The sequence below is a fragment of the Bradyrhizobium sp. USDA 4510 genome (genome assembly GCF_054059095.1).
Map to the genome: position 1 here is coordinate 1971091 of NZ_JBSSBT010000001.1, position 14417 is coordinate 1985507.

The 14417-nt window shown below is 65.4% G+C and carries 9 protein-coding genes and 1 pseudogene; 9 read left to right on the forward strand and 1 reads right to left on the reverse strand.

The features are described from left to right. Window positions 1-53 precede the first annotated feature (53 nt). From ACVMDN_RS08735 to ACVMDN_RS08775, 9 genes and pseudogenes are all read left to right on the forward strand, one after another. Window positions 54-1538, forward strand: coding sequence for an aldehyde dehydrogenase family protein (locus ACVMDN_RS08735; protein WP_168857913.1), 1485 nt, complete (start codon window positions 54-56; stop codon window positions 1536-1538). A 229-nt stretch (window positions 1539-1767) separates the two neighbouring features. Next, window positions 1768-2853 carry an IS4 family transposase gene (locus tag ACVMDN_RS08740; RefSeq protein ID WP_253587271.1) on the forward strand — a complete coding sequence of 362 codons (1086 nt, stop codon included), beginning with the start codon at window positions 1768-1770 and terminating at the stop codon, window positions 2851-2853. A gap of 301 nt (window positions 2854-3154) precedes the next feature. Next, the gene (locus ACVMDN_RS08745; RefSeq protein WP_456835334.1) at window positions 3155-3994 is read left to right on the forward strand and encodes an aldo/keto reductase; all 840 of its coding nucleotides are present in this window, start codon (window positions 3155-3157) and stop codon (window positions 3992-3994) included. Between the two features lie 233 nt (window positions 3995-4227). Further along, window positions 4228-5172 carry a DMT family transporter gene (locus tag ACVMDN_RS08750; RefSeq protein ID WP_199805253.1) on the forward strand — a complete coding sequence of 315 codons (945 nt, stop codon included), beginning with the start codon at window positions 4228-4230 and terminating at the stop codon, window positions 5170-5172. A gap of 247 nt (window positions 5173-5419) precedes the next feature. Continuing rightward, a pseudogene (locus ACVMDN_RS08755) lies at window positions 5420-9305 on the forward strand (autotransporter domain-containing protein). Between the two features lie 117 nt (window positions 9306-9422). Continuing rightward, window positions 9423-10505, forward strand: a complete 1083-nt coding sequence (locus tag ACVMDN_RS08760; RefSeq protein WP_456835333.1) for a zinc-binding dehydrogenase — start codon at window positions 9423-9425, stop codon at window positions 10503-10505. Between the two features lie 107 nt (window positions 10506-10612). Next, window positions 10613-11371 carry an SDR family NAD(P)-dependent oxidoreductase gene (locus ACVMDN_RS08765; protein ID WP_253587467.1) on the forward strand — a complete coding sequence of 253 codons (759 nt, stop codon included), beginning with the start codon at window positions 10613-10615 and terminating at the stop codon, window positions 11369-11371. Window positions 11372-11375: 4 nt separating this feature from the next. Next, window positions 11376-12635, forward strand: coding sequence for an NAD(P)/FAD-dependent oxidoreductase (locus tag ACVMDN_RS08770; RefSeq protein ID WP_253587466.1), 1260 nt, complete (start codon window positions 11376-11378; stop codon window positions 12633-12635). 58 nt (window positions 12636-12693) lie between these two features. Continuing rightward, window positions 12694-13362 carry an amino acid ABC transporter permease gene (locus ACVMDN_RS08775; RefSeq protein ID WP_057017506.1) on the forward strand — a complete coding sequence of 223 codons (669 nt, stop codon included), beginning with the start codon at window positions 12694-12696 and terminating at the stop codon, window positions 13360-13362. Window positions 13363-13524: 162 nt separating this feature from the next. On the opposite strand, the gene ACVMDN_RS08780 is transcribed toward ACVMDN_RS08775, so the two are convergent. Further along, the gene (locus ACVMDN_RS08780; protein ID WP_028331874.1) at window positions 13525-14403 is read right to left on the reverse strand and encodes a transporter substrate-binding domain-containing protein; all 879 of its coding nucleotides are present in this window, start codon (window positions 14401-14403) and stop codon (window positions 13525-13527) included. Window positions 14404-14417: the final 14 nt, after the last annotated feature.

Here is a 14417-nt window from a genome sequence, read left to right on the forward strand (position 1 = left end):
TTACTGCTGATCGAAGTCTCCTAGGTTGAGTGACAACACCAGGAGGAAATATGATGTCCGTTGCATATGACTATGAGCGTGACGCCCGCCGCGCCCCGACCATCAGGGACGAACTGCTGCTGATCGACGGCGCCCGCGTCCGTTCGTTGTCCGGAAATACCTTCAAGTCGCTCAATCCCGCCACCGAGCAGGTGATCGCTACGATTGCCGAAGGCAATGAGGCCGATGTCGATCGTGCCGTGGCGGCTGCCCGCCGCGCCTTCGAGGGGCCGTGGCGCACCATGCGCGCGGCCGAACGTGGCCACATTCTGCTCCGATGGGCTGAACTGCTGAAGCAGCATGCCGACGAGATTGTCGCGCTCGAAAGCCTCGATGCCGGCAAGCCGATTGCGGGTGTGCTGCGCCAGGATTTTCCGGCCGCCATCGACACGCTGACCTATTACGCCGGCTGGGCCGACAAGATCAGCGGCGATGTGGTCTCGGCGCGCGACGACGCGTTGACCTATATGGTGCGCGAGCCGGTCGGCGTGGTCGCCGCGATCGTGCCGTGGAATTTCCCGCTGATGATCGGCATGTGGAAGCTCGCGCCGGCGCTCGCCTGCGGCTGCACGGTGGTGATGAAGCCGGCCGAGCTGACCTCGTTGTCGGCGCTGCGCATCGGCGAGCTCGCGCTCGAGGCCGGTTTGCCGAAGGGCGTGCTCAACATCGTGACCGGGCCCGGTCGCGTCGTCGGCGACGCGCTGGTCAATCATCCCGATGTCGACAAGGTGACGTTCACCGGCTCGCCCGGCGTCGGCCGCGGCATCATGAAGGGCGCCGCCGGCAACTTCAAACGGGTCTCGCTCGAGCTCGGCGGCAAGTCCGCCAATGTGATCTTCGACGATGCCAATCTCGAAGCCGCTGCCAAGGCCGCGGCTGCCGGCATCTTCTTCAACGCCGGGCAGGTCTGCTCGGCCGGCTCGCGCGTGCTGGTGCAGGAGAACGCCTATGACGAGGTGGTCGAGCGTCTGGTCGACCGTGCGGAAGCGTTGCGGATCGGCGATCCCGCCGATCGCGCCACCGCGCTCGGGCCAGTCATCTCCGAGAAGCAGATGCGCTCGATCCTCGATTATGTTGAGATCGGCAAGCATGAGGGCGCGCTGCTGGCCACCGGCGGTGCGCGGGTCGGTGACCTCGGCTATTTCATCAGCCCCGCGGTGTTCGCCAACGTTGCGCACGAGATGCGCATCTCGCAGGAGGAGATTTTTGGCCCCGTCGTCAGCGTGATCAAGTTCAAGGACGAGGCCGATGCGCTGCGCATCGCCAACGGCACCGCCTACAGCCTCGCTGCCGGCGTCTGGAGCGCGGATATGGGCCGCGTGCAGCGCTTCGCCAAAAAGGCCCGCGCCGGCACGGTGTGGATCAACACCTATGGCTACACCGACGTGCGATTGCCGTGGGGCGGCGAGCGCGATTCCGGCCTCGGCCGCGAGCACGGCACCGCCGCGCTCGACAATTTTACCGAGCCTAAGGCGGTGTGGATGAACCTCAACGTTTGATGCGCGTCGAGAGACGCGAGAGCGCGCGTCACAATACAGCTGTCGTCCCGGCGAAGGCCGGGACCCATAACCACGAATATCTGTTGTTGCACAACGGGTGGAATGGCGAGTCCCGCCAACGACGACTGCTGCGGAGTATGGGTCCCGGCCTTCGCCCATAGGCGCTAAAATAGGATTTGCGCCTTGGATTCGTTTGTGATTCCAAGATGGAATGGCACACGAATCGCTTGTGAACAAAGATTGGGCGCGCGTTGTCGCCCGACTTGGCGGAGCCGAGGCTCTGAACATTAGCGCGCGCAAGACGAAGGCGTTTGTCCGTCCGCGGGAGATCAGCAATGCGGTCGACTTGCTGCGCCTGATCTTGGCTTATTGCCTTGGTGAGAAAGGGCTGCGGTTGACGGCGGCATGGGCCACGTCGGTTGGGCTTGTCGATATCTCCAACGTGGCTCTGTTGTATCGCTTACGTCAGTGCGGAGATTGGCTGGCAATCTTGGTCGAGCAGGCGCTTGCCGACGCGGCGCCGAAGGCGATCCGCGGTCGTCTGATCCGTATTGTTGACGCCACGACGGTCCCCAAGGCTGGGACGAGCGGCAGGAACAAGAACGCAGTGTGGCGTATCCATAGCGCGTTCGATCTTCCGCAGGAGCGCTTTGGTCACTTCGAGCTGACCGATCAGCGAGCGGGCGAGACGCTGGATCGGATACCGGCGGTTGCCGGTGAGATCCGTCTTGCCGATCGCGCCTATCTGCAACCGGAGCGCATGGCGCATCTCGTCGATGCCGATGCAGACTTCGTGATCCGGGCCGGCTGGAAGAGCGCGCGCTGGCTCGATGCCGAAGGTAATCTTGTTGACCTCACTGCCGAACTGCGCAACGCCTCGGCGCGTGGCCTGATCGATCGGCCGATTTGGATAAAGCGCAAGTCAGGTGCGCCGCCGCTCGCAGTGCGTCTGGTTGCCGCGAAGAAGCCGGCGCAAGCTGCTGCGGCTGCGCGACGCAAGGCGCGCCGGACTGCACAAAAGGGAGGTCATCAGCTCTCCAGGCAAACACTTGACGCCGCAGATTGGGTGATCCTGGTGACCTCACTCAGGCCAGAGGACTTCACGACTGCAGATATCCTCGCCCTCTATCGGCTGCGATGGCGCATTGAGCTCGGCTTCAAGCGGCTGAAAAGCCTGATTGGCCTGAAGGGACCTCCCGGAACCGACGAGCGGTCCGCCAGACCCCATATCCTCGCTCATCTGCTGATCATTCTATTGCTCGAGCCGCTCGTCGACGAACTCGAAGACTCTCCCCGCTTGGCCGACGCCGCCTGACCCACCCAGTGACGTGGCGTCTGCTGCGCCAGCTCGTCGCTTCGCTACGGCAAGCGATCATTCCACAGCCCGCAATCGCTCTACTCTGCAGAGCCAGTCACGCTCTCCGGCGACATCTACGCGAGCCACCCAGACATAAGCGCCACTATCAGACTATGATCAAACTATCTTAGCGCCTATGGGCCTTCGCCGGGACGATGATGTGGAGATATCGCCGGGATGACGATGTGGAGACATGGTCGTCGGTATGCTTTATCGTCCTGCGCGGAGCCACAAGGGAACTACGCAGAACGAGGCGATCGTGCAGACGAAAAAATTCGGCGACAACGGCCCGCAGGTCTCGGTGATCGGGCAGGGCACCTGGTATCTCGATCGCCGTGACCGCAAGGCGGCCGTCGCTGCGCTGAAGCGCGGCATCGATGCCGGCATGACGCATATCGACACCGCCGAGATGTATGGCGACGCCGAGCTCGTGATCGCGGATGCGATGTCCGGCCGGCGCGACGAACTGTTCCTGGTCTCGAAGGTCCTGCCGAGCAACGCCTCGCGGCGCGGCACTATTACCGCCTGCGAGCGCTCGCTGAAGCGGCTGAAGACCGATCGCCTCGATTGCTATCTGTTGCACTGGCGCGGAACCACTCCGCTTGCCGAGACGGTCGCGGCGTTCGACGAATTGATCGCGGCGGGCAAGATCCGGTCCTGGGGCGTCAGTAATTTCGACACCGAGGATCTCGACGAACTGCTCGATGTCGCGGGTGAAGGCAAGATTGCCTGCAACCAGGTGCTCTACCATCTGCAGGAGCGCGCCATCGAGCACGCCGTGATCCCGTGGTGCGAGCAGCACGGCGTCGCCGTCGTCGCCTATTCGCCGTTCGGTCACAATGATTTTCCTTCGTCGTCGAGCAGGGCCGGCACGCTGCTGCAATCGATCGCGCAGGCGCACAAGGCAACGCCGCGCCAGGTGGCGCTAAGTTTCCTCACGCGGCTGCCGTCGGTGCTCGCGATTCCGAAGGCGTCGAACGCGGAACACGCGGCGGAGAATGCGGCGGCAGGAACTCTGAAGCTCAGCGGCGATGAACTCGCCGCGCTCGATGCCGCGTTCCCGCGCGGGCCGAAGCCGCGCTCGCTGCCGATGCTCTGAGGGCGTTCCGCTCCACACAGTTCTTAACAAACTGTTGCAGTTGCGGCGGCACACGGCCTGCGGCGGGCGGTCGCGCGCGCTGGCGCATATCGGAGTCCCGTTTTCGGGCATTGTTCTCGCGGCGGAATTGGCGTTTTGTACGAGGAGCAGATTCCCTTTATTTTGCCTTCGAGATTGCCGTGACACCGCCCCCCGCAGCCGTGGCCGCCAGGCTGGACAGCGTTCCCCTTTCATTGCCCGCAAAGACCGCGCCCGCAGCGACAAGCAAGGCGCCCACCCGCACCGACCGGCCGTTCAAGGGCATCGCGCTGATCCTGCTGTCGACCGTGTTCCTGGGCACCTCCGACGTCACGGCAAAATATCTCTCCTCCACGCTGCCTTCGATCGAGATCGCCTGGATCCGCTTCCTGGTGTTTGCGATGATCATGACGCCGGCGATGCTGCCAGGCTCGCCGCTGTTCGCGCTGCGCAGCAGCCGTCCCGGCCTGCACGTGCTGCGCGGCGCCGCGCTGCTCGGCTCCTCGCTGATTTTCATCACGGGGCTCGGCTTCCTGCCGATCGCCGAAGCCTCCGCCACCAGCTTCGTCTCGCCGCTGTTCGTCACCGCGCTGTCGATCGCTTTCCTCGGTGAGAGGGTCGGTATGCGACGCTGGATCGCGACCGCGGTCGGCCTCGCCGGCGTGTTTATCATCCTGCGGCCGGGCACCAGTGCCTTCCATCCCGCCGCGATCTTTCCGATCGTCTCGGCGCTGGCGTGGGCGGCCACGTTGATCCTGACGCGCATGATGAGCGGCAGCGAGCGCCCGATCACCGTGATGACCTATTCGTCGATCGTCGGCGTCGCCATCGTCAGCGCGCTGGTGCCGTTCGTCTGGGTCACGCCGAGCTGGCACGACATCATGTTCGGCATCCTGATCGGTGTTGCGTCCACCGTCGGACAGTGGATCGTGGTGCTGGCGTTCCGCTATGGCGATGCCTCGGTGCTCGCGCCGTTCTCCTACACGCAGCTGCTGTGGGTCAGCATCCTCGGCTTCCTGATCTTCGGCGAAGTGCCCGACCGTTGGACCATTCTCGGCGCCGGCTTCATCGTCGCCTCAGGCCTCTACACCGCGCATCGCGAGCGCGTCCGACGGTCGCAGCTGCTGACCGTGGCCAGCGAGCCGTCGCCGAACGCCTGAGCGTCCGGACGAAATCGTGCGTCGGTTGCGAAGCCGGCTTCAACTAGCGTTGCGCGGGTACAACAGTCGGGCCGAAATCTTTGATCTCGGATCGCTGAATCACCGGATTTCGGAAACGATCGGCGAACCTCACGGTTCGCCGCGTGCTAACCCTAGCCCCAAGAGCGCCGCAGAGCGTTTGGGGGTCGGGTACGTGCATTTTGGTTCGTTCTTTTTCCTGTCAGCTGGTCGGTCGTCTCGCGCTGCGATGGCCCTGGCACTCTGCGCCCTGACCAGCGCAATCGCGTTGCCGACCGGTTCGGCACGAGCGCAGAGCTACACCTGGGGCGGCACGGGCAGCTCGACGAGCACCGATGTCTACGAACTCCCGACCAACTGGTCGACCACGTCGGCCGGCGCGCCGCCGATCCTCCCGAACCAGTCAGCCATTTTCGATTCATCGGGATCGGCGACGGTCACCATCGGGCCCGGCTTGATGCTGCCGGGGTCCTGGAGCTTCACCGCCAATTCGCAATCCTACACGATCAATGGCAACCCGGTTGGCTTCAGCCTGTCCGGGCCGACCGGCGGCCTGATCAACCAGGCCAACAACGGCCAGACCATCACGATCAACGCCAACCTCACCGACGGCATTGGCGGTCCGGCGATGGTGCAGCAGCTCGGCAACAGCACGTTGGTGCTCGCGGGCACCAATGCCTATTCCGGCGGCACGCTGATCTCCGCCGGTACCGTGCAGGTGACGAATGCGGATTCGGTCGGCACCGGCACTATCACGCTCAATGGCGGCACGTTCCAGATGCAGTCGCCGACGGTTTCGAGCGTCGCCTTCGCCAACAACATCGCGGTCAATGCGGCCAGCGGCACGGTCGATGCGAACGGCGCCCAGGTCAATCTCCAGGGCGTGATCGCCGACGGCGTCGGCGCCGGGGTTCTGCGCCTGATCGACTCGTCGGCGTCCGCGTTCTCCAATGTGCAGCTCTCCGGCGCCAACACCTATTCCGGCGGCACGCTGGTGGTCGATACGACCGTTGTCGTCAGCAACAACAGTTCGGTCGGGTCAGGCACCGTCACGCTCGACAATGCCTCGTTTCAGGCCGACGGCCTCATCAACCTGACTTTCAGCAACAACTTCAAGATCAACACGTCGGCGATCGGCAGCGCGATCGACGCCAATGGCGTGACGCTCACGATCGCCGGCAACATCGCCGACGGCAACGGCCCCGGCAAGCTGACGGTGCTGGATAATTCAGGCGGCCTCGGCCGCGTGGTGCTGCTCGGCACCAACACCTACACCGGCGGCACCACGATCTGCGATTGCGCGACATTGCAACTCGGCGACGCCAGCCACACCGCTTCGATCGTCGGCGAGGTCGCCGTCGACGGCAAGTTCGACATCGTGAATGCCAACACCGCGGGCATCACCAAGATCGTCAACGACGGCTTCAACGGGATCGCCACCACGACGTTCTACAATTCCACCACGGCGTCGACGGCGACGATCGTCAACCAGAATTTCGGCATCACGGAGTTTCGCGACAGCAGCACCGCTGGCAATGCCACCGTGAGCAACACCGATGGTGCGCTCACAGTGTTCCGCGACACCAGTTCTGCCGGCAACGCCAGGTTCACCAACACCAACGGTGGCACTGTGGTGTTCGGCGACGCGTTTGGTCCTCCCGGCGGCTCCGACACCAGCACGGCCGCCAAGGCCGTGATCGACAACTCCAACGGCGGCGCCGCGGTGTTTCTGGGCCACACCAATGCAGGGCAGGCCACCATCACCAACGGCACCAATGGCGGCTCGACGCAGTTTTTCGAGTCCTCATCTGCGGCTTCGGCAACCATCGTTACGCTCGCGGGCGGTCAGGTCGCCTTTTTTCAGAACAGCACGGCGGCGAACGCCAGTTTCGACAACAGCGGCGTGCTCTATTTCGGATCTGTCGGTATCAACCCGGTGGAGGCGCCGACCGCGGCCAACGCGACGATCGTCAATCGGGCTGGCGGCGTTCTCCAGTTCGATGCCTATGCCACCGCGGGCAATGCGATTATCGACAACCAGGCCGGCAGCCAACACATCTTCACGGCGTTCGCTACCGCGGGCGACGCCACCATTACCACTGAAGCCGGCAGTACCATTAAGTTCTTCAACAACGCGACCGGCGGCAACGCACAGTTCATCACCAACGGCACCGGACTGGTCGATTTCTCGCTCAGCACGGGGCTGAACGGCGACGGGCGCATCACCGCGGGTTCGATCGCAGGCTCTGGCTTCTATTATATCGGCTCAGGCAACACCCTCGCCGTTGGCAGCAATAATCTCTCGACGACGCTCAGCGGCGTGCTTGCCGACTTCGATCCGTTGAACCCATTCCATATCTGTGGCTGTTTCGGCGGCGGTCGCACCGGTCCGGCGAATTTTGAAAAGACCGGCAGCGGCACGCTGACCCTGTCGGGCACCAATACCTACACCGGCACCACCGTCGTCAATGGCGGCATCCTGCAGGTCGACGGCTCGATCGCCTCGTCGAGCCTCACCACGGTGAATGCCGGCGGCGCGCTCTCCGGCATCGGCACCGTCGGCAACACGACGATTGCAAGCGGCGGCATCCTGATGCCCGGCAACGCGACACCAGGCACATCCCTGAACGTGGCGGGCAACCTCGCCTTCCAGTCGGGGGCACTGTACCTCGTCGGGCTCAATTCGACGGCGTCCACCTTGGCCAAGGTGAGCGGCAGTGCGACGCTGGCCGGATCGGTCGGCGTCAGCGTCGCCGCCGGCAGTACGATTGCCAAGCAATACACCATCCTGTCGGCGGCCGGCGGCCGCAACGGCACGTTCGCCGGTATCGATTCAACCGGGCTGCCGTCGAACCTCGTCGCGACGCTCGGCTATGACGCGAGCAACACCTATCTGAACTTCACGCTCGATTACGGCGCGAAGTCGAAGCTGAACGTCAATCAGCAGAACGTCGCCGCCACACTGCAGAACTTCTTCAACGCCAATGGCGGTATCAACGCGGTGTTCGCCGGGCTGTCGCCGGCCGGCTTGACGCAGGCCTCGGGCGAGGGCGCGACCGGTTCGCAGCAGGCGACGTTCAACGCGATGGGCCTGTTCCTCGGTCTGCTGACCGATCCGTTCGTCGCCGGGCGCGATGGTGGGTTTGGCGGCGGCGCGGGGGCGACGCCGTTCGCCGAGAAGAGCATGCCGCTCGCCTATGCGGCGCGCCAGAGCGAGCCGCGCGATGCGCTGGCCGCGATCTATACCAAGGCGCCGCCGCGGCTGGTCGATTTCGAGCAGCGCTGGAGCGTATGGGCGGCGGGCTATGGCGGCTCGCAGACCACCAGCGGCAATGCGGTGCTGGGCTCGAACAACACCAGCAGCAGCCTCTATGGCACCGCGGTTGGCGCCGACTACCGCTTCTCGCCGAACACCATTGCCGGCTTTGCGCTCGCCGGCGGCGCGAGCAGCTTCAGCGTCAACGGTCTCGGCTGGGGCCGCTCTGATCTGTTCCAGGCCGGTGCGTTCGTTCGCCACAGCGTCGGCGCGGCGTACTTGAGCGCGGCGCTCGCCTATGGCTGGCAGGATGTCACCACCGATCGCATCGTCGCCGCGGCCGGCGCCGATCATCTGCGCGCCAACTTCAATGCCAATGCCTGGTCGGGCCGGCTCGAGGGCGGCTATCGCACTGCCACGCCGTGGATCGGGCTGACGCCTTATGCGGCGGCGCAGTTCACGAGCTTCGAGCTGCCGGCCTATGCGGAGAGCGTGGTCTCCGGCGGCGGTGCCTTCGCGCTGAATTATGCCGCGAAGAGCGTCACCGACGTGGAGCGAACTCGGTCTGCGCTCCGACAAATCGTTCGTTATTGACGGCGGCATCTTCACGCTGCGCGGCCGCGTTGCCTGGGCGCATGACTTCAATCCGGACCGCGCCGTTGGTGCGGTGTTCCAGACGCTGCCCGGCGCGGCCTTCATGGTCAACGGCGCGGCGCAGGCCAGCGACTCGGCGCTGACCACCGCCTCCGCCGAGCTGAAGTGGCGCAATGGCTGGTCGGCCGCCGCGACCTTCGAGGGCGAATTCTCCAACGTGACACAGTCTTACGCCGGCAAGGGCGTTATGCGCTATACGTGGTGACCCTCCGTGCTATAGCCTCCTGCGGCGAAAGCTTGTCCCGGACTTGATCCGCGACAGCATTTCGCGAGACGAAATACGCATCAAAATGAGTGGGACAAAACCCACGCGGGAGGGAATATGCGCGCAGCGATCTTCAGGAACGGCGAGATTGTCGTCGACCGGGTGCCCGAGCCGAAGCCCGGCGCCGGCCAGGTGCTGGTCAAATCGCTCGCCTGCGGCATCTGCGGTTCCGATCTGCACGCACGCAAGCATGCCCACCGCATGGTGGAGCTGAGCAAGTTCCTGCCCGGGCGCACGCCGATGGATCTGTCGCGCGACGTCGTGTTCGGCCATGAGTTCTGCTGCGAGGTCCTCGACTACGGCCCGAACACGACGCGCAAGCTGAAGCCCGGGACGAAAGTGTGCTCGCTGCCGGCGCTGCTGACGCCGCAGGGCCCGAAGGGCATCGGCTATTCCAACGATTATCTCGGCGGCTATGCCGAGCAGATGCTGCTCAGCGAGCCGCTGCTGCTCGAAGTGCCGAACGGGCTTGCGGCCGAGCACGCCGCGCTCACCGAACCGCTTGCGGTCGGCGTGCATGCGGTGGCGATGGCCAACATCCAGGGCGGCGAGGTGCCGTTGGTGATCGGCTGCGGACCGGTCGGGCTGGCGGTGATCGCGGCGCTGAAGATCAGGGGGCTCGGACCGATCGTTGCTGCGGATTATTCGCCGGCGCGGCGCCTGCTCGCCGAGAAGATGGGCGCCGATGTGGTGGTCGATCCCGCCAGGACGCAGCCCTATGCGAGCTGGGCCGAGCACGCCCAGATGACCGATGCGGAGAAGGCGGCGCGTCCGCCGATGCAGGCGCTGCTGCCGCCGCTGAAGCCTGCGCTGATCTTCGAATGCGTCGGCGTGCCCGGCGTGCTGCAGCAGGTGTTCGAGGGCGCCCCGCGCAGCGCCCGTGTCGTCGTGGTCGGCGTCTGCATGGAGACCGACAAGTCCGAGCCGATGCTCGGCATCATCAAGGAGCTCAACGTCCAATATGTGCTCGGCTACACGCCCGAGGAATTCGCCTATTCGCTGCGCCTGATCGCGGAAGGCCAGGTCGATGCCGCATCGCTGGTCACTGGCCGCGTCGGCATCGACGGCGTCGCGCAGGCGTTTGCCGATCTCGCCAATCCCGAGGCGCACACCAAGATCCTGGTCGAGCCGTGGCGCTGATTTGGCGTTGAACCTGGCGCTAAACTGATGGCCAGGGGCGCGGTTTGCATTTCGTGACGCCGAATCTATAGTTCGCTGTCTCGTATCGCACTGACAGCACGTACCTCATGCGAATTTCGATCATCACGGGAGGCGGCTCCGGCATCGGCGCCGCAGTCGCGCGCCGGCTCGCCGGCCCCGCTCAATCCCTGATGCTGCACGGACAGGGCGTCGAGGCCGCTGGCCTCGCGCGGCTGAATTCGGTCGCGGAGGAATGCCGCAGCAAGGGCGCGAAGGTCGAGGTGAGCACCGGCGATCTCGCCAAGGCCGGCGCCGGCACCGCGCTGGTCGCGGCAACGCGGGCCGCGTTCGGGCCGATCGACAGCATCGTGCACGCCGCGGGCTTTGCCGACCGGCGCGAATTCTTAAGCCTGCCGCGCGAGGCGCTGGAGCGCGCCTTCGCGGTGATGGCTGCGGCCTTCCATGAAATCGCGGCGGCGGCGCTGTCCGACCTCACGCGCAGCGCGCAAGGCCGCGTCGTCGCGGTGTCGAGCTTCGGGCCGCATCGCTTCGTGCCCGGCGCCACCTATCCGGGATCGGCCGCCGCGAAGGCCGCGCTCGAGGTGCTGGTGAAGTCGCTCGCGATCGAGCTCGCCGCGTCAGGCGCCACCGCCAACGCCGTGATGCCGGGCTACACCCGCAAGGATCCCGGTCTGTTCGGCGCGCTTGATACCGCGACCTGGGAGAGCGTCGCAAAGGCCAATCCGATGCAGCGGCTGGCCGAGGCCGACGAGGTCGCGGCCGTCGTCGCCTTCCTGCTGTCGCCGGAAGCATGCCACGTCACTGGCGCGACGCTGCCGGTCGATGGCGGGCTGACCTTGATGTGACGCCATGAGCGAGGGCGAACCAACAGAGCAGGTCGATGTTGCGGTGCTCGGTGCCGGTATGGTCGGCGTCTCGGCGGCCCTCGCCGCGCAACAGCGCGGGCTCTCCGTCGTCGTCGTCGATCGCCGCGAGCCCGGCAGCGAAACCTCCTACGGCAATGCCGGCATCATCTCCTCGGGCTCGATCCTGCCGCTCAATACGCCGTCGCTGCTGAAGAACCTGCCGAAATATCTGACCAACGCGCATCCGGCGTTGCGCTGGAACATTGCGTGGGCGCTCGCCAATGCCGGCTGGGTGATGCGCTTCCTCGCGGCGGCAACGCCGTGGCAGACCAAACCGCGCGCCGCCGCGCTGCACGGCCTGATCGGGACCTCGCTGAAGCTGCATCGCGACTGGATCGTGCAGGCCGGCGCCAGCCATCGCATCCGCGAGACCGGCTGGCTCAAGGCCTGGCGCAGCGACGGGCTCGCCGCCGCCCAGGCCGAGCAGGCAGCGCTCGCCGAGTTCGGCATCAGGAGCGAGGTGCTTGATCGCCAGGCGATCTCCGCGCTCGAGCCCAACATCATTCCTGCCTATAGCGTCGGCCTGCTGCACACGCAGACGGCATCGGTCGATTCACCCGGCGCAGTGGTCAAGGCCTACGCGCAGATGTTCGCCGCTGGCGGGGGCACGATCAGGCAATCCGGAATCCGGCGGATCGAGCCGCACGGCGACGGCTGGCGCGTGCAGCTCGCCGACGGCGAGATCGCCGCGCGCCATGTCGTGGTCGCGCTCGGGCCGTGGTCGGCCGAGCTGCTGCAGCCGCTCGGCTATCGCGTGCCGCTGGCGTTCGAGCGCGGCTATCATCAGCATTTCGTGCCGAACCCGGCACGCAAATTGCTGCGGCCGATCCATGATGCGGAAGGCGGCTTTCTGATGACGCCGATGGAGCAGGGCGTTCGCGTCACCAGCGGCGTCGAGCTCACCGCGCGCGACGCGCCGTCGAATTTTTCGCAGCTCGAGGCGGTGGTGCCGATGGCGCGCAGCGTGGTTGAATTTGGCGATGCGCTCGGCGAGCGCTGGCGCGGCGCGCGGCCGACGCTGCCCGACAGCCTGCCGATGATCGGCGAGGCGCCGCGACATCGCGGGCTCTGGCTCGCCTTCGGCAACCAGCATATCGGCTTCACCACTGGCCCCGGAACGGGCGCCGCAATTGCGGCGATGATCGCGGGCGATGCGCCGCCGTTCGAGGTGCGGGCATTTTCGCCCGCCCGGTATATCGCGTGACTCGCGCGAGACCGCCTGCAATGCTTGGCGATCAAGCGCGCGGCAACCGAGGGGCAGGATGAACTACGTCTGGGATTTCGGCATCCTTGCCAAGTACAGCCATCTGTTCTGGCTCGGGCTCGGCTGGACCATCGCCTACACGATCGGCACCATCATCCTCGGGACCCTGATCGGCCTGATCGTCGGCATGCTGCGGCTGCGGCGCATTCCCGTGATCGACTGGCTCCTGATCGCCTATATCGAATTGTTCCGCTGCACGCCGCTGCTGGTGCAGATCATCTGGTTCTACTACGCGTTTCCGGTCGTGATCGGCGTCAACATCCCGGCGCATGTCGCCGCCGTCAGCGTGCTGTCGCTCTATGGCGGCGCATTCTACGCCGAGATCGTGCGCGGCTCGATCGAGAGCGTGCCGATCGGGCAGTGGGACGCGGCGAAGGCGCTCGGCTTCCGCGGCTGGCGCCTGATGCGGCTCGTGATCCTGCCGCAGGCGCTGAAGCCGATGATGGCGCCCTATGTCAACCAGTCGGTCACGCAGCTCAAGAACACCTCGCTGGTCTCGATCATCGCGGTACCCGATCTCGTCTACAACGCGACCTTGATCAACGCCGACACCTACCGGCCGCTCGAGGTCTACACCATCGTGGCGCTGATCTATTTTGCGATCCTGTTCCCGTCGACGCTGGTGGCGAGGCGGTTGGAGCGCGGGCTGACCTACGACAAGGTGTGAGTTGCCTGACCTCTCCCGCTTGCGGGGGAGGTCGGATCGCATCGTTAGGTGCGATCCGGGTGGGGGCTCTCTCCATACATAGGGTGTCGCTTGTGGCGACACCCCCACCCCGGCCCTCCCCGCAAGCGGGAGAGGGAGATCACTGCCGTCTCGGCAATCGCCTCAGATACTCAACTCCACCGGTACATCCTCGGGCTTGACGCCGGCAAGGCCGAGGCCCTTGACGAACCATTCGCGCATCTGGCCGATGCCGCGGTTGTAGTCGATCCACACCGAGAGAAAATCGCGCCAGCGCTTGTCGGCTTCGCGCCGTACCGCCGTGCCGCTCGCGATCGTCACCGATGGCGAGGCCAGGATCTTGTAGGTGCCGAGGTTCGGGTTCTTGGCGATCGCGGTCAGCCCGAGCACCAGCGCGTTGACCACGCAATCGACGCGACCCGATGACATTTCCAGCATCACCTCGTCGCGCGACTTCAGCGACTTGATGGTGGCGTTCGGCGCAAAGCGGCGCGCCACCGCCTCGTTGGCCGAGCCGACGTCGACCGCGATCTTGACCTCGGGCTTGTTGATGTCGGCCCAGGTCTTGGCTTCCAGCCCCTTCTTCAGCATCGCGCCGAACGGATGCGGGAACACCAGATTGGTGAAATCGACCACCAGCGCGCGCTGCGGCGTCGGGTTGAGCGCGAAGCCGAGGTCGATCTTGTTGGCCTGCAGATCAAGGATTGAATTGCCGTAGGTCGACTCGACATACTCCAGCTTGACGTCGAGCAGTTTGGCCAGGTCGTTGGCCATCTCGATCGAGAAGCCGGACCAGGTGCCCGAGGCGAGGTCCTTGTTGAAATAGGGCAGCTCGCCCGGCAGCACCGCGATCCGCAGCACCTTGTTGGCCCGGATGCGATCCAGCGTGTTGTCGGCTGGCGTCTGCGCCGAGGCCGGCGTTGCCATCGCGGCCGCGAGCGCCGCGCCGCTGCCGATCCCGAGCGCATAGCGCAGCGCGTCGCGGCGATCTTCGGAGATTTTGATGTCGTCGGATTGAGTCAAGCGGGCCTCCCTGC

Coding starts and splice junctions, on each gene's coding strand:
- ACVMDN_RS08760 (WP_456835333.1), top strand. CDS start 9,423: ATGCGCGCAGCGATCTTCAGGAACGGCGAGATTGTCGTCGACCGGGTG.
- ACVMDN_RS08775 (WP_057017506.1), top strand. CDS start 12,694: ATGAACTACGTCTGGGATTTCGGCATCCTTGCCAAGTACAGCCATCTG.
- ACVMDN_RS08765 (WP_253587467.1), top strand. CDS start 10,613: ATGCGAATTTCGATCATCACGGGAGGCGGCTCCGGCATCGGCGCCGCA.
- ACVMDN_RS08770 (WP_253587466.1), top strand. CDS start 11,376: ATGAGCGAGGGCGAACCAACAGAGCAGGTCGATGTTGCGGTGCTCGGT.
- ACVMDN_RS08735 (WP_168857913.1), top strand. CDS start 54: ATGTCCGTTGCATATGACTATGAGCGTGACGCCCGCCGCGCCCCGACC.